Below are 26,356 nucleotides of genomic sequence, written 5' to 3' on the forward strand. Positions count from 1 at the left end.
GACGATGAGAGTGTGGCGCGTGCGCGCCCCAAACTCGCAATGACGGTGTTGAGACAAAAGGCGCGCGCGGCTGTTTGGGGCGGGTGACGGGCAGCCGCGCGCGCTGAAGAAGAGGAGGTGGCTGAGACCTCCTCTTTCATCCGGCGTCAGTGAGCAAAGGCTGACGCCGGTTGAACACGAACAGGACCAGGCTGAGCAGCAGCACGATCAGTCCCGCGATCATCTTCAACTCGGCCGAGGTTGCCGTCTTCGGCAGGCGGACCGTGTCGGCTGCCGCAGGCGTCGGACGCCGCGCGGTCGGCTTGGTACTCGCATCGGCATGACGCTCGCGGAGCTGCGTCGGCGCTAGTTGCGGTCGTTCGCCGAACACCTTTTCGAAGTCCCAGCCGGCCGGCAGGTTGATCGGCAGCTCACTGAGCCTCAGCGGCTGGCCTTCGGGGCGGCTCGGCGTCTTGTCGACGGCGACGAGGCTGGTCAGTCGGGTGACGATCTGGTGCTGCAGCGCCAGCCGCAAAATGGCCTTGTCGGCATCCTCGGGGCTCATCTGGCGCATCGTCCGCGCCACCTCGGCGTCGCCGATCTTGCGATTGGCCCAGAGCTTTGACAGACCCTTGCCCTCGGCGGCGTTCTGCAGAGGCAGCGTCACTGACCACGGCCGGTCACCGACGCGGCCCTTGATCTCGAGCGAGCCAGCAAGCTTGTCGAGCTTTGCCGCAAGCACCAGCGGCTCGTCGCGATACACGTCGGGAATGATCGCCGGCGTAATATCGGCCGAGGCGTCCGAGAACCTGGCGGAGAGGCCAGTCACGGCCGGATTTTCCAGCTTGGCGAACAGGCCGCGCATGCGTTCCTCGACCTGCTCGACCGAGCCGATATGGGTGAAGGCGCCGCGTCCGAGCTCGGACGCGCGGGTCATCAGATAAGTGTTGGGCGCAGAGCCGATGCCGACCATGAAGATGCGTGAGCGGCCGCGCATCGCCGTGATCGTTTCGAACAATTGCTGCTCATTGCCGATTGCACCGTCGGTCAGGAACACGACCTGGCGGACCATGCTGGTGTCGCCGAGACTGTCGGTCAGCGCGGCGCGCATCGCCGGCACCATCTCGGTGCCGCCGCGGGCTTGAAGCGCGTCCACGAAAGCGGTTGCCTGCCGCACATGCTCGATGTCGGCGGGCACTGATGTCGTGAACAGCACGTCCATGGTGTCGTCGAAGCGGATGACGTTGAAGCGATCGTTCGGCTGGAGGCGCGCGAGGGCGTAGTTCAGGCTCGCCTTGGCCTGGATGATCGACGTGCCGCCCATCGAGCCGGAATTGTCGATCACGAACACGACTTCGCGCGGCAAGGGCTTTTGAGTCGCTTGCTCGATCGACGGCGGGGTCACGAAGGCGAGCAGGTAGTCGGCGTCGCCGACATGCTCGCGGAACAGGCCGACCGATGGCGCCTTCTCGGCAGCGGGCTTCCAGGTCAGCTCGAAATCGCGATCCGCAGGCACGGTGTCGTCTGCGAGACGAACGACCCGCGTTGCATTGTCGGGACTCTCGATCTTGACGGCATGGTGATGGCTCTTGACCTCGCCGAGCGCAAAGCCGCCCTGGAGGTGAACCGTGATGCTGGTCGGATTGACCGGCAGATTCTTGGCGGGATCCAGCACGGGCGGCGATATGCGATCACGATCCGGAACCGGGTCGGTCTTGCTCGCGCCCCAGCCGGAGCCATCGGACTGGAAATCGACGCTCTGTACGATCGGCGCCGGATTGTAGCGTGGCCCGACCACGAGCGGCACGCGCAGCGAATATTCGTTGCCGGACTGGTGCACCGGTTCCTGATATTCGATCTGCACCAGCACGGTTTCGCCCGGGCCGATATTGGCAACCGAGTTGGTAAAGATGTTCGGCCGTTCCTGTTCGGTGAGCGCGGCCTTCTGGCCGTCGCGGCGCGCCTGCTCGTAGATCACGCGCGCCTGTTGCCGCTCCTTGATGTCGCCGACGATGACGCGGTCGCCGACCACCATCTTCAGCGTGTCGACGGCACCGTTGTTGGCCATCGGATAGACGTAGGTCGCCTCGACCCAGTCCTTGGAGGGATTCCTGAACACTTGCGTGACACGGGCCCGCAGCGTCGGGCCGGAGACGGTGATGTCGACGTCGATGCCGAGACGGATGGCCTCTGTGGTGGCACCGTCGTCCTTCAGAAACAGCGTCCCCGAACGGGCCTCGCCGGGTTGCAGCAGGCTTGCCTGCTCTGACGTGGCCGACCAGCTCGGCACGAAGCTCACGAGCAGGGCCACGAAGGCGATCAGGATCACGGCAACGCCCTGCGCCAGCAGAAACAGCCCCAGATTGATCAGCTTTCGCAGCATGGGGTGCTCGTCATTGTCGGTCTCGTCATAAATGCTCATTTCACCTGCTCCCGAAGCACGTTTGGCTGGCCTCTATTTCGGCCGCGGAGGCTTGATTTCGCGAGCAGAATGATCGGCAATGTTCGGCCGCCGGCCACCTGGGCCGGCCGCCGCGGAGACGGCCCCGTACGGTTTTGTGCTGATTTGTCCGGCCTGCTAGAATGTCCGTCTGGAGCAGGAATAACGATGCATACGCCGGACAAGCAGCTTACCGATGAGCAAAGCCGCGAGGTCGCGGAGAAAATCCGCGAGGAGCTTGCCAAACGGCGCATCTCCCGGCAGGCGCTGGCCGAGCAGGCCAAGCTCAGCCTGTCGACGCTGGAGAAGGTGCTGGGCGGCCGGCGCCCGTTCACGCTGGCGACCACGGTGCGGCTGGAGCAGGCCCTGGGGGTCGCCTTGCGGAAAAATCACGCCGCGCCGCCGGCGCCTGCCGCAGGCAACGATGTCGCGCCCGACAGTCTCGGCTCCTATTCGCACCGCGCGGTGACCTGGCTCGAGGACGTCTACATCACGCTGCGGCCGTCATTTGGCGACAAGGATGCGCTCTTTGCCTACCGCACCGAGATCGCCTGGGAGCCGAAGGTATCGTCGCTGGTCTTCCGCGAGGGTGAGCGCACGGACGCTGCCTATGAGCATACCGGCGAGGTCGCCGTTCCCCATCAGTCCGGCTTCATCTATCTCGTCATCAACCGGCACGGGCAGCATCGCGTGATCACGGTGTCGCGGCCGACAGTGGCCGGCGAGATGTATGGCATCATCTCGACGTTGCGCGCCGGACCGGGCTCCCAGCTGACGCCGATCGCGGCACCCATTGCCCTCGTGCCGGCGCGAAACGTCAAGACGCCGACCTTGGGGCGGATTTCTCCCGACAACGTCAATTACGCGCTGTACCGTGACCATCTGCGCCGCACGGTGGACGAATCGTTCGCGCTTTTCCTTCCGGTCTAGCGGCTCTTTCGTTCCGGCGTCGCTTTTTGTTGAATTCATTTGCCCGTGTCATTCATGCCCAGTTCGCAAGCCGAGCCCGACGCCGAGCGTCCGCTGTTCTCCGTCATCATTCCACTCGATGATCACCGCGGGCAGTGGCAGCGATCCTGGTCCGGTTGGAACGCGCAGAGCGTCGATAGATCCTTGTACGAGATCATCTTTGTCGTACCGCCCGACCGGCTGCTCCGTGCCGAGCTCAAGAGTATCGTTGGAGATCAGGCTCATCTCGAATATGCCGAATCCGATCATGATATCGAGCTGAGCGCGCTCGGCGCCACGAAAGCCCGAGGTCGCTTCCTCTTCTTCACGGAATCGCATTGCTGGCCCGAGCCCGACGTCCTCGAACTCTGCATCCGAACTATCGAGGATCAACCCGGCTGGTCGGGCTTCTCCTGCAAATCGATTCCGATTTGCCACAATTCTCTGTCGGAAGCGGAAGCTGCGATGTATCAGGCCGACATCGAGTTCGGTATGAAGTTGCATCCTTGGCTCAAGGTGCTCGACCAATGCTTTGTGACGCGACGTGATGCATACGAGGAGTGCGGAGGCTTGCGCAGCGAGTTCGGCCATTTCGCCGAATGGCTCCTCGCTGCCAGCTATCATACGCGCGGCCACGCGATTGGCTATTTGGAAGAAGCCCGCGTACATCACTATTACATCGGCAGGCTCGATGAGCTCGAGATGTTCACGCGCGATTTCGTGGAAGGTGAGATTCGCTACCTGAGCGAAGGACGGCGTGAACCCGGCAGCGAGCTTCTGGAAATTCCCGTCGAATGGAGCCGCCAGGACAATTTCGATCCCGCGCTTGCGCGGAGAGCGTTTGGCGCGCTGGTGCTTGATGGCCGTTCTTGGTCGAAGCCAACTCACGAGACATGGCGCGGATTCCGGCGCTGGATCGGACCTGCGCTGTTTGGCGACCTCCACTCGCGCAGTGCGGCGCGGTTCGCGGCTGCCTATGACCGCTGCGTCCTGACCGTTCTGACGCGTGTCGGCTCGCGCGAGAGCGTAGCGCGATGGATGAAGCGTTACATCGCGGCCCTGATCGATTTTCAGCGTCTCGAAAGCATCCACCGCGTTCGCAACGCCAAAGGCGCTCCCTTGCAGCGGTTGGGCGATCCCGTGCTTGCGCAGGCCGGCTTCAATGCGGCGGAGATCTGGCAGGGCCGCGCCTTCCGCTGGAGTGAGCCCGAAGCCGCGGTCCGGATCAGCGCACGACCCGGCCGCAATGTCGTCCGTGTTCAATGCCTCAACGTCCGCGGACCGCTCGACCGAATCGGGCTTCGCTTCTATCTCGACGGCGCGCGTATCGCCGACCGATCGATCGCGATCCAGGAGGACGGCTTCGAGCTGCGCCTTCAGCTGCCATCGTCGGGCGAGTCCACGCTGGCGTGGACCTGCCCGCGTTTTGCGGCCGCGGGCGATCCGCGCCGCCTCGGCTTGCCGGTGGTGGCAATCGAAGTGACTAATGACGTTCAGCCGCGCGAGGCCTGAGGCTCAGGCGGTCGCGGGCGTGGCTTTGTCGGCTTCCGAAGCCGCCGAAAATTCCTTGCGCAGCGTCGGCTTGTGGATCTTGCCGGTGGCGTTGCGCGGGAGCGCGTCGACGAAGCGGACCTGGCGCGGGCATTTGAAGCGCGCGAGATTGGCGGCGCAGTGCGCGAAGATGTCCGCTTCGCTCAAGGCTAGTCCGGGCTTGACCGCGACGATGGCAAGGCCGACCTCGCCCCATTGTGCATCGGGAATGCCGATCACGGCGGCTTCCGCGATGGCCGCGATCTGATGCAGGGCGTTCTCGACCTCGGCCGGATAGACGTTCTCGCCGCCGGAAATGTACATGTCCTTCCAGCGGTCGACGATGTAGTAAAAGCCCTCCTCGTCGACGCGGCTGGCATCGCCCGTGTGCAGCCAGCCGTCAGTGAAGGAGGATCTGTTGGCTTCCGGCCGGTTCCAGTAGCCGGGCGTGATGTTCGGTCCTTTCACCCAGAGCTCACCAAGCTCGCCGACAGTGGCATCACTGCCGTCCGGCCGCACGATCCGCACCTCCGTATGCAGCACCGGCTTGCCGGCGGAGCCTGCTTTCCGCGCCGCATCCTCGCGGTCAAGCACCAGCACCGCCGGCGAGGTCTCGGTCATGCCGTAGCCCTGCTGAAGCGCGACACCGCGCGCCTCCCAGACCTTCAGCAGCGGCACCGGCATTGGCGCGCCGCCGACGCCGCAGGTCGCCAGCCGGCCCAGATCGGTGGTCGTAAAGGCTGGATGCTGCGCCATGAACTGGTAGATCGCGGGCACGCCGAAGAACACGTTGATGCCCTGCGCGGGATCGCCGATCAGTTGCAGCGCAAGGCCGGGATCGAAGGCGCGCATGATCAGCACGGTGCCGCCGGCATGCAGCGCAGGGTTGGTGTAGCAATTGAGCCCGCCAGTGTGGAACAGCGGCAGCACGGTGAGCAGCACCGTGGACGGCCCGATGCCGGCGGGGCCGCCGAGGTTGACGCAATTCCAGAACGTCATGCCATGGGTGATCGTCGCACCCTTGGGATGGCCCGTGGTGCCCGAGGTGTACATGATGGTCGAGATGTCATCGAGCGTCACTTGCTCGATCCTGTCGAGCGGCTTTGACGCCGCGATGCCCGCTTCGTACGAGCCCCCAGGGCCAAGCAGCAGCGTCGTGCCAACGCCGCAAAGCTTCGTCACCGCAAGCGCGGTCTCGCCGAGATCGCCGTCATGGACCATCACTTTCGGCGCGCAATCGGTGACGATGAACTGCAATTCCGGAACGGTGAGGCGTGTATTCAGCGGCACGAAGACCGCGCCGAGCCGGAAGCAGGCGAACTGCACCTCGAGCGTATCGGTCGTATTTTGAGCCAGCACGGTGACGCGATCACCGCGCGTGACGTTCAGGCCGTCGCGCAGATGCGTGGCGAGGCGCGAGATCCGCGCGTCGAATTGTTCGTAGCTGAAGCGACGCCGGCTCGCCAGGTCGACGACCGCGATCTTGTCAGGCGCGCGGCGGCTGTGATGAGCGATCCAGTCGTAATGGCGAACGGTCAAGTGTCCCTCCATTTGCGGTCTTGCGCCGTCTGCCTCTCATTGCCTTGCAACATGCCAGGCCGGCCCCGAGGGGCTGGCCTGAGTTTTTTGCAAGTTTCTTTTTTGGTTCGGAGTTGCTCCGCGAGGGGCTAAACTGTCTTGCGTTGAGTTGCTGGAGCATGGCCCGACGGAAGTCGGATGCTCCCGGCCAGCCACTCGACGCAAGTGGGCGGGTGGTGTTCCGGCCATGGTGGCAACAAGAATCGCCGCCAGCGAAAGCGACCACGCGATGACGAGCCCGTTCTATACCGCCGAGCACGACGCTTTCCGCGCCGTGATGCGCCGCTTCGTCGAAAAGGAGATCGAGCCTCACGCCCAGGAATGGGACGAGGCCGGCGAATTCCCGCGCGCGTTGTATCGCAAGGCTGCGGAGATCGGCCTTTTGGGGCTCGGGTTCCCCGAACAATTTGGCGGCAGCCCCGCCGATCAGTTCATGAAGATCGTGGCCAGCCAGGAGCTGGCGCGCGCCGGTGCTGGCGGTATCAGTGCGTCGCTGATGAGCCATACCATCGGCTCACCGCCGATCGCGCGCGCAGGCCGCGCCGAGATCAAGGCGAGGGTGCTGCCGCAGATCCTCGCCGGCGAAAAGATCTCCGCGCTCGCGATCACCGAGCCCAGCGGCGGCTCCGACGTTGCGAACCTGCGCACCAGGGCACAGCGCGATGGCGATCATTACGTCGTGAGCGGCGAGAAGACGTTCATCACCTCGGGCATGCGCGCCGACTATCTGACCGTTGCCGTGCGCACGGGCGGCGAGGGCGCCGGCGGCGTCAGCCTGCTTCTGATTGATGGCGATACGCCCGGCCTGTCGCGCACCAAGCTGAAGAAGATGGGCTGGTGGGCCTCCGATACCGCGACGCTGCATTTCGACGACTGCCGCGTGCCGGCCGAGAACCTGATCGGCGAAGAAGGGCAGGGCTTCAAGATCATCATGCAAAACTTCAACAGCGAACGCATGGGCATGGCGGCCGGCTGCACGGCCTTTGCCCGCGTCTGCCTCGACGAGGCGGTCGCGTATGCCAAAGAGCGCAAGACCTTCGGCAAGCCGCTGGCCCAGCACCAGGTGATCCGTCACAAGATCGTCGACATGGCGCAGAAGGTTGCTGCCAGCCAGGCTATGCTGGAAATGCTGGCCTGGCGGCTCGAGCAGGGCGAGAGCCCGGTCGCTGAAATCTGCATGATGAAGAACCAGGCGACGCAGACGATGGCGTTCTGCGCCTCGGAAGCTGTGCAGATCTTTGGCGGCGCCGGCTTCATGCGCGGCATCAAGGCCGAGCGCATCTACCGCGAGGTCAAGGTCAACGCCATCGGCGGTGGTACCGAGGAGATCATGAAGGATCTGGCTAGCCGGCAGATGGGGTTGTGATCTTCACCGTCATTCCGGGGCGACGCGAAGCGTCCAATCCGGAATCTCGATATGTAGGACTCATCTCTGGATTCCGGGTTCGCGCTTCGCGCGCCCTGGAATGACGAAGGGAAAGAAATGCTGTTCACTGTCGACCACGACGACATCCGCCGCTCCCTGCAGAAATTCATCGCAGGCGAGATCAACCCCCATGTCGATGACTGGGAGAAGGCGGACGTCTTCCCAGCGCACGAGCTGTTCAAGAAGATGGGCAGCCTTGGCTTCCTCGGGCTGAACAAGCCGGTCGAGTTCGGCGGCTCGGGGCTCGACTACTCGTATGCACTGATGATGGCGGAGGAGTTGGGGTCCATCACCTGCGGCGGGGTGCCGATGGCGATCGGCGTGCAGACCGATATGGCGACGCCTGCGTTGGCCCGCTTCGGCTCCGACGAGGTGCGGCGTGAGTTCCTGGCGCCCTCGATCGCAGGCGATTTCGTCGCCTGCATCGGCGTCTCCGAGCCCGGCGCGGGCTCCGACGTCGCCTCGATCAAGACCAATGCGCGTTCCGACGGCGACGACTACGTCATCAATGGCGGCAAGATGTGGATCACCAACGGCACGCAGGCCGACTGGATCTGCCTGCTCGCCAACACCGGCGATGGGCCCGTTCACCGCAACAAGTCGCTGATCTGCGTCCCCATGAAGAGCAAGGGCGTCACGGTGGCACGCAAGCTCGACAAGATGGGCATGCGTTCCTCCGACACCGCGCAGATCTTCTTCGACAATGTCCGCGTGCCCAAGCGCAACCGGATCGGCGACGAGGGCAAGGGCTTTACCTATCAGATGATCCAGTTCCAGGAGGAGCGGCTGTGGGGTGCGGCCGCCTGCCTGAGGGCGCACGAATACATTATCGACCAGACCATCGAATATACCCGCAACCGCAAGGCCTTCGGCCGGAGCATTCTTGACAACCAGGTCGTGCACTACAAGCTTGCGGAGATGCAGACCGAGGTCGAGCTGTTGCGTGCGCTGGTTTATCGTGCCGGCGAGGCGTTGGTGGCGGGTGAGGACGTGACGAAGCTCGCGACGATGGCCAAGCTCAAGGCCGGCCGTCTCGGCCGCGAGCTCACCGATGCCTGCCTGCAATATTGGGGCGGCATGGGCTTTACCAACGAGACGCCGGTCAGCCGCGCCTATCGCGATAGCCGCCTGACCTCGATCGGCGGCGGTGCCGATGAAGTGATGCTGATGGTCTTGTGCAAGATGATGGGAACGCTGCCCGATAGCATCAGAGTCTGAGCATGATCTTTTCGGAAAACCACTGCACACTTTGCGCTGCCGCGGCCCTTCGGGTCCGGATCATGCTCTAGGGGAACCGCCCGATGATCACGCTCTATCACTGCGACGCCGCGCGCTCCTTCCGCCCGCTCTGGATGCTGGAGGAAATGGGTCTGCCGTATGAGCTGAAGATGCTGCCGTTCCCGCCGCGCGTCTTCGCCAAGGAGTACTTGGCGATCAATCCACTGGGCACGATCCCTTTTTTGATCGACGGCGAGACACGGATGACGGAGTCTTCCGGTATCTGCCACTACCTCGGCACCAGATACGGGCCAACTCCGCTGATGGTCGATGCCAATGATCCCGATTTCGGCGCGTTCCTGAACTGGATGTATTTCAGCGATGCGACACTAACCTTCCCGCAGACGCTGGTACTTCGCTACGCCCAGCTCGAGCCGGAAGAGCGGCGCAATCCCCAGGTCGCCGGCGACTATGCAAAATGGTTCCTGGGTCGCCTGCGCGCGGTGGAGGCAGCGACCGCAAATGCCGAGGCCTTGTGCGCCGGCCGCTTCACCGCCGCCGATATCGTGATTGGCTACGCCCTGCGGCTTGCAGAAAGCATCGGGCTTTCGCGCGATTTCGGTCCAAATGTCGCAGCCTACTGGGCGCGCCTGCAACAGCGCGAGGGTTTCAAGCGAGCAGTAGCGGCGGAGCGTAAGGCGGGAATCGAGCAGAACGTCGCGCCAAGGCTGAGGGCGTGAGGGAACCGTCATTCCGGGGCGCCCGAAGGGCGAGCCCGGAATCTCGAGATTCCGGGTTCGATGCTTCGCATCGCCCCGGAATGACGACTATTTGTGACAGCGCTATCCCGTCGTGACACCATGCAAAATTCCGCTAAGGTGGCCACGTCCGCAGCGGCCAAAAGAGCTGTGCGAGGAGGACCGCCGATGGAAGATAAGGGTCGCGAATCCGACCATTTGATGCTGATCACGCCGGAGCGCGTGTTCTATGCGGGGTTACTCGGCCGGCCGCGCCGGCGGACCGCCGGTTGCTGCCACGTCTATGTCGCGATCAAGGGCAGCCTGCATCTGACCATCGACGACGTCCACACCACCGACATCCTCGTCGTGACCCTGCCGAACCAGCGGCACACCATCGCGAGCGACTATCGCACGGTCATCAGCGTGACGCTCGAGCCCGAGAGCATGCCGGACGGCGTGATTGAGGCACTGGCCGAGCGCCTGACCGGACCGGACAAGGCAGCCTACGCGCGAAAGATCCTCGCGGCTTATGCGTTCCTGCGCCAGCGCCGCTATGGCGATGTCACCACCGCCGAATTCGACGAGATGTGCTTTGGCGAGGCATTGTCGCGCCGTGTGCTCGATCCGCGCGTGATCCGGGCGATCGCGCGCATCGAGCGCTTCTCCGGCGAACCGGTGACGGCGGACACCTGTGCGGCGGAAGCCAGCCTCTCGGCTTCGCGCTTCCTGCATCTGTTCAAGGAAGAGACCGGCATTTCCTTCCGCTCCTTCCGCGCCTGGAAACGCGCGCGGCATCTCCTTCATTTCGCCAACCAGGACCTCAACCTCGCCCATCTCGCGCAGGACATCGGGTATCCCGACAGTACTCATTTCAGCCATTCGATTCGCCGCTTCTATGGCCTGAAGCCGCGCGCCATCTTCGTCGGTTCGCGCGATCTTGCGATCTATCGCAGCGGCGAGACGGCGAAGCTTGCGGAAGCAAGCTAGACTCGCTTCGGGTGGGTTAGCCGAAGGCGTAACCCACCACTTCTGCATCCGCGGGACGCGCCTGTGGGTTACGCTTCGCTAACCCACCCTACGCAGCTACTGCTACGGCAGCCATCCCTAGCTTCTCCGCGCAAGAAGCCGCAGCTTTCGCGTCACATGATCGCAGCGTTGCATTCTCAACCTGCGAGAACCCCAACGCATGAGCGACAAGGCCGTCATCACATGTGCGCTCAACGGCGTGCTCACCGACCCCCGGCAGCACAACGTGCCGGTGACGCCCGAAGAGATGGCGCGCGAGGCCCGGGCTGCGTTCGACGCCGGCGCCAGCATCATGCACATCCATCTGCGCCAGCAAGCGCCGAACAAGGGGCACTTGCCGTCCTGGGAGGTCGGCGTCAGCAAGGAGATCCAGCAGGCGATCCGCGAAGCCTGCCCCGGCGTGATCATCAATCACACCTCGGGCGTGTCGGGGCCGAACTACAGCGGCGCACTCGATTGCATTCGCGAGACGAAGCCGGAGATCGCCGCCTGCAACGCCGGCTCGCTGAACTATCTGAAGGTGAAGGCCGATCACACCTGGGCCTGGCCGCCGATGATGTTCGACAACGCAGTCGAGAAGGTGAAGGACTATCTCGACGTCATGAACGCGGTCGGCACCATCCCCGAGTTCGAATGCTTCGACGTCGGCATCGTCCGCTGCGTCGGCATGTACACCCAAGTCGGCATGTACGAGGGGCCGCTCGAATACAATTTCGTCATGGGCGTTGCCTCCGGCATGCCCGCTGATCCCGAGCTGCTGCCGATCCTGCTCAAGCTGAAGCGTCCCGAGGCGCATTGGCAGGTCACGGCGATCGGCCGCGAAGAAATCTGGCCCCTGCATCAGCGCTGCGCCGATCTCGGCGGGCACCTGAGGACCGGCCTCGAAGACACCTTCTATCTCGCTGACGGCAAGAAGGTGACGTCGAACGGTCAATTGATCGAAGCGGTGGCCGCTTGTGCACGTCGCGCCGGCCGCGAGATCGCGAGTCCGGCCGAGGCGCGGAAGATTTTTGGGACGAACCGGTAGGTATTACCCCCACCGTCATTGCGAGCGAAGCGAAGCAATCCACAATGTATCCGCGGAAACAGCCTGGATTGCTTCGTCGCTTCGCTCCTCGCAATGACGGGTAGGATAGAGCTATGTCCATCATCGAAAACACCATTTCCGCCGGCAACGCCGCCTACCACGCCAACCGTGACGGCATGCTGGCGCTAATCGACCGGATGCGTGCGCTGGAAGAGCGCACGCGCGGGGCGTCCGCCGCCGCAAAGGATCGCTTCCACAAGCGCGGCCAGCTGCTGCCGCGCGAGCGTGTCGCGCTGGTTCTCGACCCCGGCGCGCCGTTCATCGAGCTCTCCACGCTGGCCGGCTACATGTTCGACGTGAGCGATGCCAACACGAGCGTGCCCGGCGGCGGCGTCATCGCAGGCATCGGCTTCGTCTCCGGCATCCGCTGCATGGTCAGCGCCAGCGACGCCGGCATCGATGCCGGCGCGCTGCAACCCTATGGCCTCGACAAGACGCTGCGCGTGCAGGAGCTCGCGCTGGAGAACAGGCTGCCCTATGTGCAGCTCGTCGAAAGCGCCGGCGCCAATCTCCTGCGCTACCGCGTCGAAGACTTTGTTCGCGGCGGCAACATCTTTCGCAACCTCGCGCGGCTCTCTGCGGCGGGCCTCCCCGTTGTCACCGTGACGCATGGTTCGTCGACCGCGGGTGGTGCCTATCAGACGGGTCTGTCCGACTACATCGTCATGGTGCGTGGCCGCACCCGCGCCTTCCTCGCGGGACCGCCGCTGCTCAAGGCCGCAACCGGCGAGTTCGCGACCGAAGAGGAGCTCGGCGGCGCCGAGATGCATACGCAGATCTCCGGTCTCGGCGACTACCTCGCCGAGGACGACCGCGATGCCCTGCGCATCGCGCGTGAAATCATGGCAGCGCTGGAATGGGAGCGGCCGGGCCGGGCGAGCGCGCACTACAAGCCGCCACGCTACGATCAGGACGAGCTGCTTGGCATCATGCCGATGGATCACAAGCGCCCCGTCGACATGAAGCAGGTCATCGCGCGCATCGTCGACGATTCCGACTTCACCGAGATGGCGCCGAATTATGGCCCCGCCACCATTTGTGGCCATGCCCGCATCGAAGGTCAGGCGATCGGCATCATCACCAACAACGGTCCGCTCGATCCGGCCGGAGCCAACAAGGCGACGCACTTCATCCAGGCTTGCTGCCAGACCCGCACGCCGTTGCTGTATCTGAACAACACCACCGGCTACATGGTCGGAAAATCCTATGAAGAGGCCGGCATGATCAAGCACGGCTCGAAAATGATCCAGGCGGTGACGTCGGCGACGGTGCCGCAGATCACCATCTATTGCGGCGCTTCCTTCGGTGCCGGCAATTACGGCATGTGCGGCCGCGGCTTCCATCCGCGCTTCTGTTTCTCCTGGCCCAATGCCAAGACCGCCGTGATGGGCGGCGAGCAGGCGGCCGAGACCATGGCGATCGTGACGGAAGCTGCTGCCGCGCGCCGCGGCAAGCCGATCGAGAGGGACAAGCTCGAGGCCATGAAGGCAGAGATCATCGGCGTATTCGACGGCCAGATGGATGTGTTTTCGACCAGCGCCCGCGTGCTCGATGATGGCGTGATCGATCCGCGCGACACTCGCGCGGTCCTCTCCGAAGTGCTCGCGATCTGCCGCGAGGGCGACGCTCGGACGCCCCAGCGCATGCAATTCTCGGTGGCCCGCCCATGAGGAACGGATCAGTGCAGCACCGGCCGTTCTTCAAGGTGTTGGTCGCCAATCGCGGCGAGATCGCGCTGCGGGTGATGCGCAGCGCGCGCCGTCTCGGCCTTGGCGTCGTCGCGGTCTATTCGGATGCGGATCGCGATGCCTTGCATGTGCGGCAGGCTGACCAGGCCGTACGGATCGGCGAAGCCTTGCCGGCGCAATCCTATCTCAACATATCAGCCATCATTGCCGCTGCGAAAGCGAGCGGGGCGGATGCCGTGCACCCCGGCTATGGCTTCCTCGCCGAGAACGAGGCGTTTGCGAAGGCTTGCAAGGATGCCGGCCTCGTCTTCATCGGCCCGTCGACCCAGGCAATCGAGGCGATGGGTAACAAGGCCGGCGCCAAGGAGATCATGAAGAAGGCCGGCGTGCCTATCGTGCCGGGCTATCAGGGCGCCGACCAGAGTGACGAGGTGATGCTCGCGGAAGCCGGGAAGATCGGCTTCCCCGTGATGATCAAGGCGGTCGCCGGCGGCGGCGGTCGCGGCATGCGGCTGGTGGCTGATGCCGCGGCCTTCCCCGACGCGCTGTGCAGCGCGCGCTCCGAAGCGAAGGCCGCGTTCGGCGATCCCACGGTTATCCTCGAACGCGCGATCCAGGACCCGCGGCACATCGAGATTCAGGTATTCGGCGACTCCTATGGCAACGCCATTCATCTCGGCGAGCGCGATTGCTCCGTGCAGCGACGGCACCAGAAGCTGATCGAGGAGGCGCCGTCGCCGGCAGTGACGCCGGAGTTGCGTGCGAGAATGGGCGAGGTCGCGGTCGCAGCCGTGAGGGCGCTGCGTTATGAGGGCGCCGGCACGCTGGAATTCCTGCTCGACGAAAGCGGCGAGTTCTACTTCATGGAGATGAACACGCGCCTGCAGGTTGAGCATCCCGTGACCGAGGCGATCACCGGCCTGGACCTCGTCGAGCTGCAACTGCGCGTCGCCCGCGGTGAGCCGCTGCCGGTCAAGCAGCAGGACATCAGGTTCTCCGGCCACGCCATCGAAGTGCGGCTGTGCTCGGAGGACGCCGCACACGATTTCATGCCGCAGTCCGGCCGCATCGCGCGCTGGCAGGTGCCGGACGGCATCCGCGTCGAGCACGCGCTGCAATCGGGAACGGAGATTCCGCCGTTCTACGATTCCATGATCGCCAAGGTCATTAGCCATGGCGCGACGCGCGAGGAAGCGCGAGGTCGCCTGATCTGCGGGCTGGAACAGCTCACCGCCTTCGGCGTCGCCACCAACCAGGCGTTCCTGATGTCGTGCCTGCGGCATTCCGGCTTTGCCAAGGGCGAGACGACGACGGCGTTCATCGGCGCGCATCGCGATGAGCTTCTGGTGCCGCGCAAGGACGGAGCGTTCGGCGCTGCGCTCGCAGGCCTGTTGCTTTACGTCACCAACCCGCACGCCCCGTCGTGGCGCGGCGGGCGGAGCTTGGCGACGACGTTTCCGCTGCCGGTGAAGATCGAGATCGAGGGGCACACGCATGAGCTCGAAGTCACGCGCGAGCGTGATGGCAGCTACGTGGTCTCCACTGATGGACAAATGCATCGGTTCGAGGTCGATGAGCTAGATTCAGAGACGATTCGTTTCCATCACGCCGGCCTCATGGACACCGCAAAATTCCTGCGCGATGGCGGTCGGCTTTGGCTCCAGCACCGCGGCTTCCCGCTCGTGGTCGCCGATCTTACCCACGCCGCGCCGAAAGCCGCCGCAGCGAATGGCGGCGACGGCAAGGTCCGCGCCGCCATGAACGGCCGCGTCGTCGCAGTGCTGGTCAAGCCAGGCGACCGCGTCCTCGCCGGCCAGCCGGTGATGATACTGGAGGCGATGAAGATGGAGCACGTCCACAAGGCCGGCATCGATGGCGTGGTCGTGGCGATCGATATCGCCGAGGGTGAGCAAGTGAAGACGGGGAAGGTCGTGGTGGAGATCGAGCCGCAAACACCGCAATCGTAGGGTGGGTTAGCCGGAGGCGTAACCCACCACTTCTCTCGACGTAGAAACAAAAGAGGTGGGTTACGCTTCGCTAACCCACCCTACAATTCTATTGCCCTCGCCCCGTTCCCTCATTGAGCAAGCACGCCACCTGGTGCCCCTCGCTGGCCTCCACCAGCGACGGTCGCTCCGTGTTGCATCGCGCCATCGCAAAGCGGCAGCGCGTGTGGAAGGCGCATCCCGATGGCGGATTGACCGGGCTCGGCACGTCGCCGTCGACCAGCGGCGTGAGCCGCTTCGCGTGCGGATTGGCGATCGGGACCGAGGCGAGCAGCGCCTGCGTATAGGGATGGCGCGGATTTCTGAACAGCTCATCCTTGTCCGCGATCTCGACGATGCGACCGAGATACATCACGGCGACACGGTGGCTGATGTGAGCGACCACCGCCAGATCATGCGCGATGAACAGATAGGAGAAGCCGTGCTGGCGCTGCAGGTCGATCAGGAGGTTGATGACCTGCGCCTGGATCGAGACGTCGAGCGCGGAGACGGGCTCGTCGCAGACGATTAGCCGTGGCTGAAGCGCGAGCGCGCGGGCAATGCAGATGCGCTGGCGCTGGCCGCCGGAGAATTGATGCGGGAAATTGCGCATCTGGTCGGGCCGCAGGCCCACCTGCTCGAACAGTTTTGCGACGCGCGTCTCCAGCGCTTTCCCGCTTGCGAGGCCATGCACTGCGAGAGGCTCGCCGACGATGTCGCCCGCTGTCATGCGCGGGTTGAGCGAGGCAAAGGGGTCCTGGAACACGATCTGCATCGAACGGCGATGCGGCCGCAGCTCGGTCTTGGAGAGATGCGTGATATCCTCACCGTCGAGGCGAATCTGGCCCGAGGTCGGCTCGACCAGCCGCAGCACGCTGCGCGCCACTGTCGACTTGCCGCAGCCGGATTCGCCGACGAGGCCGAGCGTTTCGCCCGTATGAAGCGAGAAGCTGACGCCATCGACTGCATGCACGGTGCCGACCCGCTTGCGCAGCACGCCGGCGCGCACCGGATAGTGCTTGAAGAGGTCGGTGACCTCGAGCAACGTCTCGCTCATGCCACCTCCTCCGCGACCTCGGCCGCACGCCAGCAGGCGGCGAGATGGCCGCCACCCCAATCCTGAAGCGGCGGATATTCGGCCTCGCAGCGCTTGATGGCGAGCTTGCAACGCGGCGCGAAGGCGCAGCCTTTCGGCAGCCGCACCAGCGACGGCACGGTCCCGGGAATCTCGTTCAGCCGCGCCTGCGCCGCGACGCCGGATGCCGGGACCGCCGGGATCGAAGCCATCAACCCGCGCGTATAGGGATGTTTTGGTGCAGCGAACAATGCTTCCACCGTCGCTTCCTCGACCTTCTTCCCCGCATACATTACGATCACGCGCTGCGCGGTCTGCGCCACGACGCCGAGGTCATGCGTGATCAGCACGAGGCCGGTGCCGAGCTCCTTCTGAAGGTCGAGGATCAGCGCGAGGATCTGCGCCTGGATCGTGACGTCGAGCGCGGTGGTCGGCTCGTCCGCGATCAACAGCGCCGGCCGGCAGGCCAGCGCCATCGCGATCATCGCGCGCTGGCGCATGCCGCCGGAAAGCTGATGCGGATATTCCTTCGCGCGCCGGGCCGGCTCGGGAATGCGCACCAGCCGCAGCATCTCGACCGCGATGTCTTGGGCCTCTCTGGTCGAGATGCTGCGATGCAGCCGCACGGCCTCCGTGATCTGGTCGCCGATCCGCATCACCGGATTGAGCGAAGTCATCGGCTCCTGGAAGATCATGGAAATGCGGTTGCCGCGAATGGCGCGCATCTTCGCATCATCCAGTGCGAGCAGGTCAGTGCCCTCGAGCGTCACTGAGCCGCCGACGATGCGGCCGGGCGGGTTGGGCACGAGCCGCATCAAGGAGAGCGCGGTGACGCTCTTGCCGCAGCCGGATTCGCCGACGATCGCCAGCGTCTCGCCGCGCCGCACCTGGAATGAGACGTCGTCGACGGCCTTGAAGAGTCCGGAATTGGTGAAGAACACCGTTTTCAGGTTCCTCACATCGAGCACGAGATCGGAGGTGTCGCTCATCAGCCCCGCTGCCTCGGATCCAGGATGTCGCGCAGCGCGTCACCGAACAGATTGGTGCCGAACACGGCGAGGCTGATCGCGATCCCCGGGAAGATCACCAGCCACGGTGCGGTGCGGACATATTCGGCAGCCGATTCCGACAGCATGCGGCCCCAGGACGGGTAGGGCTCGGGAATGCCGAGGCCGAGGAAGGAGAGCGAGGCCTCGGTGAGGATGGTCGAGCCGAGCTGCGCCGTGGCGAGCACGATCAGCGGCGCCAACGTGTTCGGCAGCACGTGGCGGAGCGCGATCCGCATCTCGCTCATGCCGATCGATTTGGCGGCTTCCACGAACGGCTGCTCGCGCAGGGCCAGCGTGTTGGCGCGGATCACGCGTGCCACCGTCGGGATCAGCGGAATGGCGATCGCGATGATGACGTTGGGCAGCGACGGCCCAAGCGCGGCCGTCATCACCAGCGCCAGCACCAGGAGCGGCAGCGCCTGAAGGATGTCGGAGACACGCTGAAACACGAGATCGACCCAGCCGGAGAGATAGCCCGAGGTGAGGCCGACGATCACGCCGATGGAGGCGCCAAGCGCGGTCGAGCCGATGCCAACCGCGAGCGATATCCGCGCACCGTGGATGATGCGGCTGAAGACGTCGCGGCCGAAAGAATCCGTGCCCATCCAGTGCAGCGCGCTCGGGCGTGCCAGCGCATGCGCGGCATCGACGGTGAGGGGATCGAAGCGGGCGAGGAAATTGGCGAAGATCGCCGTGAACACGAACAGCGTCATGATGATCAGCCCGGCCGCGCCCAGCACATGCCGCTGCGCCAGGAACAGCACGCGCCGCCAACCGCCTGTCGCGCCCGCACCGGCGCGCTTCAGTTCGAGATCATAGTCGATCGCGGCCAAGCAATTCTCCTAGTCCGTATACCGGATGCGCGGGTCGAACACGGCGTACAGCATGTCGACGGTGAAGTTCGCGAACACCACGACGACGGCGATGAACATCACGAGGTTCTGCACGATGGGATAATCCCGCCAGCGGATCGCCTCGACCAGGAAGCGCGCGACGCCGGGAATGTTGAACACGGTCTCGGTCACGATGAGGCCGCCGATCAGGAAGGCCGCTTCGATGCCGATCACGGTGATCACGGGCAACATCGCGTTCTTCAGCGCATGCTGATAATTCACGGCGGCATCGGAGGCACCCTTGGCGCGTGCGGTGCGGATATAGTCCTGCCGCAGCACCTCCAGCATCGAGGAGCGCGTGATGCGCATGGTGAGCGCGGCGCTGCGGAAGCCGACCGCGGCAGCCGGCACCGCATAGGTCGCAAACGCCTCCACCCAGGTCTGCGGATTGGGATTGAAGATCGGCATCTGGCCGAACATCGCGACCGACGCGGTGAGGATCAAAAGCCCGAGCCAGAACGAGGGTAGCGACAGCCCGCTGAGGCTGACGACACGCAACGCATAGTCGAGTTTTGTTCCCTGCTTCACCGCGCTGATGACGCCCAAGGGAATGCCGATCGAGGCGGAGAACAGCAATGCGAGCCCGGCAAGCCGCGCGGTGATGGGAATCCGTGGCAGTATCTCCTGGAGCGCCGGCTTCTCCGAGACATAGGAGTAACCAAAATCGCCGCGAAGAAAGCCGCCGATCCAATGCAGATACTGCATCACCAGCGGCTGATCGATGCCGAGCTCCTTTTCCAGATTGGCCTTGTCTGCGGGATCGACGTAACCGGCAGCCGCAAACAGGATATCGACGATGTTGCCCGGCACGATGCGCAGCAGGAAGAAGATGACGATCGAGATCCCGAACAGGGTCACGAGCATCAGGAAGAGGCGGCGCACCAGATAGGCAAACATCCCAACGCCTCCTGCCGAGCCCCTCAGCTGCCCGTCCGCCGCATTACTTGTCCAGCCACAGATCCTCGTAGCGGTAGCCATTATAGGACGAGTTGGTCATGATCGTCACACCCTTGACATAGGGCTGCCAGCAGGTGCCCATGCGGCTGTGGAAGATGATCGGGCGGGCGACGTCCTCCTGCAGCTTCTTGTCGATCTCCCAAACCAGCTTCTTGCGCTTGCCAGCGTCGGTCTCCTGCGACTGCACGTCGAACAGTTTTTCGATCTCCTTGTTGCAGTAGTTGGTGTAGTTGCGTTCGGAGCCGCAGGAATAGTTCTCGTAGAAGGACTGGTCGGGATCATCCACCGCATTGCCGGTGAGGTTGAGTCCGATCATGTAGTCCTTGCGCGCGACCTTCGGGAACCAGTTCGCGGTTTCCACGACGTCGAGCTCACCGTCGATATAGATGCTCTTGAGCTGGTCGATCAGGATCACCGCGGGGTCGCGATAGACGGGAATGTTGCGCGTGGAAACCTTCACGGCGAGATGCTTATCCGGCCCATATCCGGCCTTTTGCATCAGCTTCTTCGCCTCCTCGCGGTTGGCGTTCACGTCCGGGCCGTAGCCGGGAATGGTCTCCAGCATCTCCTTGGGCATCCCCCACAGGCCGTTCGGCGGCGGCAGCATGGTGCCGCCGATGTCGCCCTGGCCCTCGAACATGATCGAGATGAACGCCTTGCGGTCGAGCGCCAGCGCCATGGCGCGGCGGATGTCGCTATTGTCGAACGGCGGCGCGCTGGAGTTGACGATGATGTTGGTCGCGACATTGGTCGACGCGATCTCGCAGATCGCATTCGGCGCCTGCGACTTGACGTCCTTCACCAGCGGGATCGTCACCTCGGTCGGGAAGGTCATGTCGAACTTGCCGGCGACGAAAGCGAGGATTGCGGTCGAACGGTTCGGGATGATGGTGAACTCGATGCCGTCGAGATAGGGCCGGCCCTTCTTCCAGTAGTCGGGATTGCGGGTCAGCTTGATCGATTCATTGGCCTTGAACTCGACGAACTTGAAGGGACCGGTGCCGATCGGATGCGTGCGCATGTCGCCGGGCGTGACGTGGCAGGGATAAACCGGCGTGTAGCCCGAGGCGAGCAGCGCCAGCAGCGAGGGCTGCGGCCGCTTCAGGTTGAACGAGACCTCGAGATCGCCATTCGTCGAGATGTCATTGACCTCGTTGTACCAGGCCTTGCGCGGGTTCTGCCGGAACTTTTGCTGCGACTTGCCCATCAGCATGTCGAAGGTGCATTTGACGTCGGCCGAGGTGAACGGCTTGCCGTCGTGCCATTTCACGCCCTGGCGCAGCTTGAAGGTCAGCGTCTTGTTGTCATTGACCCAGGCCCAGCTTTCGGCGAGCTCGGGGACGATGTCGTCCATGCTGTTCTGCGGCTCGTCCTGCTTGTAGATGACGAGATTGTTGAAGACGGGCATGAAGGGAATGTTGACCGAATAGGTCGCGCCTTCGTGGATCGAAGCATTTGCGGGGCTGTCGCGGTGGTACATCCGCAGGATGCCGCCTTGCTTGCCCTCGTCGGCCAACGCGATGGTTGAGACCGTCAGCACCGATAGCGCCGCCATCGCGGCGAGCGCCGTCACGCTCCGCATGCTTCTCTCCCTCGAGCCTCAAGGCCTTGTGCGGCCTGTTTGATCACGACGATAGCCATGCGCGCGAGGGCAGGCAACGGCCAAGGCTGGCGGCGGCCTTGGCAATTCGGATGACGTAAAGCCGCATGCCGCAGTCTCTCACGATGTGAGAGAGGCTGATGTCGTCATTTCGATTGGAACCAGATCGTCTTTAGCGTTGCGCCTGCGCGCGGGATGGCAGCAGCGCCAGTGCGATCGAGGGCAACGGAAAGAACAGGGCGCCCAGGACGAACCAGACGCTCCGCGAGCGTCCCTTCTCCGCCGCGAATTTCGCAGTGCAGCGGCCGCACAGGATCAAGATGGCAAGAAGGCCGGCAATGAAGAGAAACGCGGCGAGCATGGGGGCTCCTGTCAATGCCTGCTGAGCATACAGGACCGCGGTCGCGGCGACGACGGGCGACAACATCCCAGCGAAATCAAAATCCAGAGAGTTGCGGACTACACCTGCAACGTGTCGCCACCCTTCAAATGCAGCATCTCGCGCGCCTCGTCGGAGCTGGCGACCTCGAGGCCGAGGCCCTCGATGATCTTGCAGGCAAGGCGCACCTGCTCGGCATTGGAAGAGGCCATGCGGCCGGGCGCGGCCCAGAGCGAGTCTTCCAGGCCGACGCGGATATTGCCGCCCATGGCGGCGGCCATCGCCGCGATCGGAAGCTGATGCCGTCCGGCGCCCAGCACCGACCAGATGAACTTGTCGCCGAACAGTCGCTCCGCGGTGCGTTTCATGTGCAGCACGTCCTCGGGATGCGGGCCGATGCCGCCCTGCAGGCCGAATACGGTCTGAATGAACAGCGGTGGCTTCACCAGGCCCTGATCGAGGAAGTACTGGAGATTATAGAGATGCGCGGTGTCGTAGCATTCGAACTCGAAACGGGTTCCGGTCTCGGACAGCGTCCTCAGCACGAACTCAATGTCCTGGAAGGTGTTGCGAAACACGATGTCCTTGTTCTCGACATGCTTGCGTTCCCAATCATGCTTGAAGGTCTTGAAGCGGTTGAGCATGCCGAAGAAGCCGAAATTCATCGAGCCCATGTTCAGCGAGGCCACTTCCGGCTTGTAGACCGCGGCAGGCCGCACGCGCTCGTCCACCGTCATTGTTGGCGAGCCGCCGGTGGTGAGGTTGATCACGGCGTTGGAACGCTGCTTGATGATCTTGAGGAACGGCGCAAAGGCCTCCGGCGATTGATCCGGCTGACCGGTTTCGGGGTTGCGCGCGTGCAGGTGCACGATCGCTGCACCGGCTTCGGCGGCTTCCACCGCGGCGTCCGCGATCTCCTGCGGCGTCACAGGCAGGGCAGCGGACATCGACGGCGTGTGGATCGCGCCGGTGACGGCGCAGGTGATGATGACTTTGCGGGCCGATACCTTGCTAACCATGGGTTTGCAACTCCGAGGCGGCTGTGATCTACCGTCACGCTTAGCATCAAGACACGATCGGAGCCATCATGGATCTCGACATCAAGGGGTTGCGCGTACTGGTGACCGCGGGAGCGGGCGGCATAGGGCTTGCAATCGCCCGCCGCTTCCTCGCCGAAGGCGCAAAGGTGCATGTCTGCGATGTCGACGAGATGGCGCTTGCCGCGCTTGCGAACAGCGATATCGCAATTACGCGCTCGCAATGCGACGTCGCTGATCGCGCCGCGGTGAAGACGATGTTCGACGAGGCGGTCCGCGCGCTCGGTGGGCTGGATGTGCTCGTCAACAACGCCGGCATCGCCGGCCCGACCGCGAAGGTCGAGGAGATGAATCCGGAGGACTGGGACCGCTGCGTCGAGGTCTGCCTTACCGGCCAGTTCAACTGCACGCGGCTCGCGGTGCCGCTGCTCCGCGAGAGCGAGAACGCCTCGATCGTCAACATCTCGTCCGCTGCCGGAAAGGTCGGCTTCGCCATGCGCACGCCTTATGCGGCGGCGAAGTGGGGCGTCATCGGCCTCACCAAGTCGCTGGCGATCGAGCTCGGCCCCGACAAGATCCGCGTCAACGCCATTCTGCCCGGTCTCGTCGCCGGCGACCGCCAGCGCCGGGTGCTGGAAGCGAAGGCGCAGCAGCGTGGCATCTCCTACGCCCAGATGGAGCGCATCGCGTTCTCCTATACCTCGATCAAGGACTACGTCACGCCGGAGCAGATCGCGGACCAGATCCTGTTGATGGCAAGCCCCCGCGGTCGCACCATCTCCGGCCAGGCGATCTCGATCTGCGGCGATACGCAGATGTTGGGGTAGGGCGTACCGACAAATTCAGTCGTCGTCCCGGCCTTCGCCGGGACAACACAGAATGTGTGGCGCGCACTTTCCCCATCCATGCCGCGCAAGAACGCCTCACACGATCCTGGACGTCTTGTTCCCCCAATAGCGATCCCGTAGCAGGCGCTTGTAGAGTTTTCCGGTCGGCAGGCGCGGCAATTCCTTTTCGAAGTCGACCGAGCGCGGCACCTTTTGCCGCGACAGTGATTTGGCACAGAACACGATCAGCTCCTCGGCGAGCGCCGGCCCCGGCACCACGCCCGGCATCGGCTGCACCACTGCCTTCACTTCTTCGCCGAGATCGCTGTTGGGCACGCCGAACACCGCGGCGTCGGCGACCTTCGGGTGCGTGATCAGCAAATTCTCGCATTCCTGCGGATAGATGTTCACCCCGCCCGAGATGATCATGAAGGTGGCGCGGTCGGTGAGGTAGAGGAAGCGGTCCGCATCGACATAGCCGACGTCGCCGACCGTGCTCATGCTGCCATCGGCCGAGCGCGCTTCCTTTGTTTTCTCGGGATCGTTGAAATATTCAAAGGCCGAGGCCGTCTTGAACCACACCGTGCCGGCCGTGCCCGTCGGACACTCCTTCATGGTCTCGTCGAGAATATGCAGGTCGCCAAAGAGCACCTTGCCGACGGTGCCGCGATGGGCGAGCCACTCTTCAGTGTTGCAGGCGGTGAAGCCGAGCCCTTCGGTCGCGCCGTAATATTCATGAATGATCGGCCCCCACCATTTGATGATGTCGTCCTTCACCAGCGCCGGGCAGGGCGCGGCAGCATGGATCGCTATCTCGAGAGAGGACAGGTCGTGGCGGGCGCGCACCTCCTCCGGCAGCTTCAGCATGCGCGAGAACATCGTCGGCACGAGCTGGGTGTGGGTGACGCCCCATTTCTCCACGAGCTCGAGGTAACGCTCGGGATCAAAACTCTCCATGATGATCACGGTGCCGCCCATGCGGATCGTCAGATTGACCGCGGCCTGCGGCGCGGAGTGATAGAGCGGCGCCGGCGACAGATAGATCATGCCCTCGCGGTAGTGCCAAAGTTTCGTGAGGAATTCGAACAGTGGCATATTGTGCCGCGGCGGCTCCTCCGCCAGCGGCCGCAAGATGCCCTTCGGCCGTCCCGTCGTGCCTGACGAATACAGCATAGCCGTGCCCAGCCATTCATCGGCGATCGGCGTCTTCGGCAGGCCTGCCGTTGCCTGCTCCAGCCCGACGATGCGGTCGCTCTCACCGGGTCCATCGGCGACGACGCAGAGCTCGACCTTTGGACATTCCTTCAGCGCTTCGCGCGCGATGTCGAGCTTGGCCACCGAGGTGATCAGGATACGCGACTGGCTGTTGGTCAGGATGTAGGCGAGCTCGCTCGGCGTGAGGAACGAGTTGACGCACGTATAGTAGAGCCCGGACCGCTCGCCCGCGCCGCAGGCTTCGAGATAGCGCGAATTGTTCTCCATGAAGATCGAATAGTGGTCGAGCCGCTTCAAGCCCTGCTCGCGAAACAGATGCGCCAAGCGGTTGCTGCGCGCGTCGAGCTCGCGATAGGTGACGGTCTCGCCCGTGCCGGCCATGATGAAGGCGGACTGCAGCGGGCGCCGACGGGCATGCGTACCTGTGTACATCGATCCTCCGAGGTTGCGTCATGCGGCGAGAAGCAGGATTTCGCGCACTTGCGCTGGCGTATCAATCTTGCGTGGGTTGCGCGGCACCCAGGGGGTGCGCATCGCCTGCTCGGCGATGCCATCGAAATGCTCGGGCGATACGCGCACATCGGCGAGGCTGCGCGGCATGCCCAGCGAGCGGATGAAGGCACCCAGCACGTCGGCGGCATCTTTACCGGGAAAGCCCATGGCGGCGGCGACGATCGCCTGGCGCTCGGCATTATCGGGCGCGTTCCAGCGCATCACTGCCGGCAGCATGACGCAGGAAGTGTAGCCATGCGGCACGTCGAAGGCCGCGCCCAGCACGTAACCGATGCCGTGGCTCGCGCCCATGGGAACGCCGGCGGCGAGCGCGCCCATCGACAGCCAGGTGCCGATCTGCGCATCCATCCGCGCGTCGAGATCTGAAGGGTTGGCCTTCACCCGCGGCAACGCATCGGCGAGCATCGCAAGCCCCTTTACCGATTGTGCGTCGGCATAAGGGTGCGTCTCGCGCGAGCAGATCGCCTCGACGCAATGGTCGACAGCACGGATGCCGGTCGAGAGGAACAGCCATTCCGGCGTATGCACGGTGATGGCGGGATCGAGGATCGTCGCGCGCGGCACCATCAGCGGATGGCGCAGCATCTGCTTCACATGGGTGCTGCGGTCGGTGACCCCCGCGATGGAGCTGAACTCGCCGCCGGCGATCGTCGTCGGCACGCTGATCTGGCGGACGCTCGGCGCATTCATCTCGGGCACGACGCCCTTGCGAACGCGGATGCGCTCGATGCCATCGGTGCTGTCGATGTCGTTGGCAAGGCAGAGTTGCACCGCCTTGGCGCCGTCGGTGATCGATCCGCCACCGACGGTGACGATCAGGTCCGCCTTCACGTCTCGCGCCATGTTGGCGGCCGCGATCACCGCCTCGCGCGGCGTGTGCGCTTGCATGGCGTCGAATACGCCCGCACAGCGTGCGCCCAGTGCTTCTCTGATCGTTTGGATTTCGTCGGTCTGCCGATTGAGCGTGCCGGAGACCATGAGGAAGGCGCGGTTCGAGCCCAGGCGGTCCATCTGCGCCAGAATCGCGCCTGCGGCCGGATGGCCGAACACGACCTCCTCGATCGCGCCGAAAACGACACGCCCTTGGTGCACGCCTGTCCTCCCGGACAATTCGTCTTTTCTGTTTGGAATAATCTAGCCGAGCTTGCCCCGCGCGTCATGCGCGA

22 protein-coding genes are annotated in these 26,356 nt (G+C 64.1%); 10 read left to right on the forward strand and 12 right to left on the reverse strand.

The window, feature by feature from the left end; all coding sequences use genetic code 11:
• Positions 1-136 precede the first annotated feature (136 nt).
• The gene (locus tag SO139_RS31055; protein ID WP_449377833.1) at positions 137-2,401 is read right to left on the reverse strand and encodes a marine proteobacterial sortase target protein; all 2,265 of its coding nucleotides are present in this window, start codon (positions 2,399-2,401) and stop codon (positions 137-139) included.
• Between the two features lie 186 nt (positions 2,402-2,587).
• On the opposite strand from SO139_RS31055, the gene SO139_RS31060 reads away from it, so the two are divergent.
• Entirely contained in the window at positions 2,588-3,349 is a 762-nt protein-coding gene (locus SO139_RS31060; RefSeq protein WP_449377832.1) for a helix-turn-helix domain-containing protein, read from the forward strand.
• Positions 3,350-3,397: 48 nt separating this feature from the next.
• Here the strand turns inward: SO139_RS31060 and SO139_RS31065 are convergent, their stop codons facing one another.
• On the reverse strand, positions 3,398-3,958 hold the full coding sequence (locus SO139_RS31065) for a hypothetical protein (RefSeq protein WP_474798595.1): 561 nt from the start codon (positions 3,956-3,958) through the stop codon (positions 3,398-3,400).
• On the opposite strand from SO139_RS31065, the gene SO139_RS31070 reads away from it, so the two are divergent.
• Entirely contained in the window at positions 3,938-4,879 is a 942-nt protein-coding gene (locus SO139_RS31070) for a hypothetical protein (RefSeq protein WP_474798593.1), read from the forward strand. The genes SO139_RS31065 and SO139_RS31070 overlap by 21 nt on opposite strands.
• Positions 4,880-4,882: 3 nt before the next feature.
• Here the strand turns inward: SO139_RS31070 and SO139_RS31075 are convergent, their stop codons facing one another.
• Complete coding sequence (locus SO139_RS31075) at positions 4,883-6,436, reverse strand: acyl-CoA synthetase (protein ID WP_449377829.1); 1,554 nt, start codon at positions 6,434-6,436, stop codon at positions 4,883-4,885.
• Between the two features lie 268 nt (positions 6,437-6,704).
• On the opposite strand from SO139_RS31075, the gene SO139_RS31080 reads away from it, so the two are divergent.
• The 7 genes from SO139_RS31080 (at position 6,705) to SO139_RS31110 (ending at position 15,627) form a co-directional block, all read left to right on the forward strand.
• On the forward strand, positions 6,705-7,841 hold the full coding sequence (locus SO139_RS31080) for an acyl-CoA dehydrogenase family protein (protein WP_449377841.1): 1,137 nt from the start codon (positions 6,705-6,707) through the stop codon (positions 7,839-7,841).
• 117 nt (positions 7,842-7,958) lie between these two features.
• Positions 7,959-9,119, forward strand: coding sequence for an acyl-CoA dehydrogenase family protein (locus SO139_RS31085; protein WP_449377828.1), 1,161 nt, complete (start codon positions 7,959-7,961; stop codon positions 9,117-9,119).
• An 83-nt stretch (positions 9,120-9,202) separates the two neighbouring features.
• Positions 9,203-9,859, forward strand: a complete 657-nt coding sequence (locus SO139_RS31090) for a glutathione S-transferase family protein (protein WP_449377827.1) — start codon at positions 9,203-9,205, stop codon at positions 9,857-9,859.
• A gap of 186 nt (positions 9,860-10,045) precedes the next feature.
• Entirely contained in the window at positions 10,046-10,846 is an 801-nt protein-coding gene (locus tag SO139_RS31095) for a helix-turn-helix domain-containing protein (RefSeq protein ID WP_449377826.1), read from the forward strand.
• Between the two features lie 199 nt (positions 10,847-11,045).
• The gene (locus SO139_RS31100) at positions 11,046-11,912 is read left to right on the forward strand and encodes a beta-keto acid cleavage family enzyme (RefSeq protein ID WP_449377825.1); all 867 of its coding nucleotides are present in this window, start codon (positions 11,046-11,048) and stop codon (positions 11,910-11,912) included.
• A 113-nt stretch (positions 11,913-12,025) separates the two neighbouring features.
• Positions 12,026-13,642, forward strand: a complete 1,617-nt coding sequence (locus tag SO139_RS31105) for an acyl-CoA carboxylase subunit beta (protein WP_449377824.1) — start codon at positions 12,026-12,028, stop codon at positions 13,640-13,642.
• Positions 13,639-15,627, forward strand: coding sequence for an acetyl/propionyl/methylcrotonyl-CoA carboxylase subunit alpha (locus SO139_RS31110; RefSeq protein ID WP_449377823.1), 1,989 nt, complete (start codon positions 13,639-13,641; stop codon positions 15,625-15,627). The genes SO139_RS31105 and SO139_RS31110 overlap by 4 nt, the downstream gene beginning before the upstream one ends.
• An 88-nt stretch (positions 15,628-15,715) precedes the next feature.
• Here the strand turns inward: SO139_RS31110 and SO139_RS31115 are convergent, their stop codons facing one another.
• The 7 genes from SO139_RS31115 to kce all read right to left on the reverse strand — a co-directional run bounded on the left by SO139_RS31115 (position 15,716) and on the right by kce (position 22,617).
• Positions 15,716-16,702, reverse strand: coding sequence for an ABC transporter ATP-binding protein (locus SO139_RS31115; protein ID WP_449377822.1), 987 nt, complete (start codon positions 16,700-16,702; stop codon positions 15,716-15,718).
• Entirely contained in the window at positions 16,699-17,709 is a 1,011-nt protein-coding gene (locus tag SO139_RS31120) for an ABC transporter ATP-binding protein (RefSeq protein ID WP_449377821.1), read from the reverse strand. Before SO139_RS31120 ends, SO139_RS31115 begins: the two co-directional genes overlap by 4 nt.
• A complete protein-coding gene (locus SO139_RS31125) occupies positions 17,709-18,602 on the reverse strand; it encodes an ABC transporter permease (protein ID WP_449377820.1) in 894 nt (297 codons plus the stop codon). Before SO139_RS31125 ends, SO139_RS31120 begins: the two co-directional genes overlap by 1 nt.
• Before the next feature lie 9 nt (positions 18,603-18,611).
• Positions 18,612-19,559, reverse strand: a complete 948-nt coding sequence (locus tag SO139_RS31130; protein ID WP_449377819.1) for an ABC transporter permease — start codon at positions 19,557-19,559, stop codon at positions 18,612-18,614.
• A 43-nt stretch (positions 19,560-19,602) separates the two neighbouring features.
• A complete protein-coding gene (locus tag SO139_RS31135; RefSeq protein ID WP_449377818.1) occupies positions 19,603-21,201 on the reverse strand; it encodes an ABC transporter substrate-binding protein in 1,599 nt (532 codons plus the stop codon).
• Positions 21,202-21,391: 190 nt separating this feature from the next.
• Positions 21,392-21,580 carry a hypothetical protein gene (locus SO139_RS31140; protein WP_449377817.1) on the reverse strand — a complete coding sequence of 63 codons (189 nt, stop codon included), beginning with the start codon at positions 21,578-21,580 and terminating at the stop codon, positions 21,392-21,394.
• 98 nt (positions 21,581-21,678) lie between these two features.
• Positions 21,679-22,617, reverse strand: a complete 939-nt coding sequence (kce, locus tag SO139_RS31145; RefSeq protein WP_449377816.1) for a 3,5-dioxohexanoate:acetyl-CoA acetone transferase — start codon at positions 22,615-22,617, stop codon at positions 21,679-21,681.
• A 68-nt stretch (positions 22,618-22,685) separates the two neighbouring features.
• On the opposite strand from kce, the gene SO139_RS31150 reads away from it, so the two are divergent.
• The gene (locus tag SO139_RS31150) at positions 22,686-23,462 is read left to right on the forward strand and encodes an SDR family oxidoreductase (protein WP_449377815.1); all 777 of its coding nucleotides are present in this window, start codon (positions 22,686-22,688) and stop codon (positions 23,460-23,462) included.
• Positions 23,463-23,558: 96 nt separating this feature from the next.
• Here SO139_RS31150 and SO139_RS31155 read toward each other — a convergent pair whose 3' ends face one another.
• The gene (locus SO139_RS31155; protein WP_449377814.1) at positions 23,559-25,109 is read right to left on the reverse strand and encodes an AMP-binding protein; all 1,551 of its coding nucleotides are present in this window, start codon (positions 25,107-25,109) and stop codon (positions 23,559-23,561) included.
• An 18-nt stretch (positions 25,110-25,127) separates the two neighbouring features.
• Positions 25,128-26,282, reverse strand: coding sequence for an iron-containing alcohol dehydrogenase (locus tag SO139_RS31160; RefSeq protein WP_449377813.1), 1,155 nt, complete (start codon positions 26,280-26,282; stop codon positions 25,128-25,130).
• Positions 26,283-26,356: the final 74 nt, after the last annotated feature.

The sequence above is a fragment of the Bradyrhizobium sp. UFLA05-89 genome (assembly GCF_059803475.1).

Coding starts and splice junctions, on each gene's coding strand:
- SO139_RS31055 (WP_449377833.1), bottom strand. CDS start 2,401: ATGAGCATTTATGACGAGACCGACAATGACGAGCACCCCATGCTGCGA.
- SO139_RS31060 (WP_449377832.1), top strand. CDS start 2,588: ATGCATACGCCGGACAAGCAGCTTACCGATGAGCAAAGCCGCGAGGTC.
- SO139_RS31065 (WP_474798595.1), bottom strand. CDS start 3,958: ATGGCCGAACTCGCTGCGCAAGCCTCCGCACTCCTCGTATGCATCACG.
- SO139_RS31080 (WP_449377841.1), top strand. CDS start 6,705: ATGACGAGCCCGTTCTATACCGCCGAGCACGACGCTTTCCGCGCCGTG.
- SO139_RS31085 (WP_449377828.1), top strand. CDS start 7,959: ATGCTGTTCACTGTCGACCACGACGACATCCGCCGCTCCCTGCAGAAA.
- SO139_RS31090 (WP_449377827.1), top strand. CDS start 9,203: ATGATCACGCTCTATCACTGCGACGCCGCGCGCTCCTTCCGCCCGCTC.
- SO139_RS31095 (WP_449377826.1), top strand. CDS start 10,046: ATGGAAGATAAGGGTCGCGAATCCGACCATTTGATGCTGATCACGCCG.
- SO139_RS31100 (WP_449377825.1), top strand. CDS start 11,046: ATGAGCGACAAGGCCGTCATCACATGTGCGCTCAACGGCGTGCTCACC.
- SO139_RS31105 (WP_449377824.1), top strand. CDS start 12,026: ATGTCCATCATCGAAAACACCATTTCCGCCGGCAACGCCGCCTACCAC.
- SO139_RS31110 (WP_449377823.1), top strand. CDS start 13,639: ATGAGGAACGGATCAGTGCAGCACCGGCCGTTCTTCAAGGTGTTGGTC.
- SO139_RS31115 (WP_449377822.1), bottom strand. CDS start 16,702: ATGAGCGAGACGTTGCTCGAGGTCACCGACCTCTTCAAGCACTATCCG.
- SO139_RS31120 (WP_449377821.1), bottom strand. CDS start 17,709: ATGAGCGACACCTCCGATCTCGTGCTCGATGTGAGGAACCTGAAAACG.
- SO139_RS31130 (WP_449377819.1), bottom strand. CDS start 19,559: ATGTTTGCCTATCTGGTGCGCCGCCTCTTCCTGATGCTCGTGACCCTG.
- SO139_RS31135 (WP_449377818.1), bottom strand. CDS start 21,201: ATGCGGAGCGTGACGGCGCTCGCCGCGATGGCGGCGCTATCGGTGCTG.
- SO139_RS31140 (WP_449377817.1), bottom strand. CDS start 21,580: ATGCTCGCCGCGTTTCTCTTCATTGCCGGCCTTCTTGCCATCTTGATC.
- kce (WP_449377816.1), bottom strand. CDS start 22,617: ATGGTTAGCAAGGTATCGGCCCGCAAAGTCATCATCACCTGCGCCGTC.
- SO139_RS31150 (WP_449377815.1), top strand. CDS start 22,686: ATGGATCTCGACATCAAGGGGTTGCGCGTACTGGTGACCGCGGGAGCG.
- SO139_RS31155 (WP_449377814.1), bottom strand. CDS start 25,109: ATGTACACAGGTACGCATGCCCGTCGGCGCCCGCTGCAGTCCGCCTTC.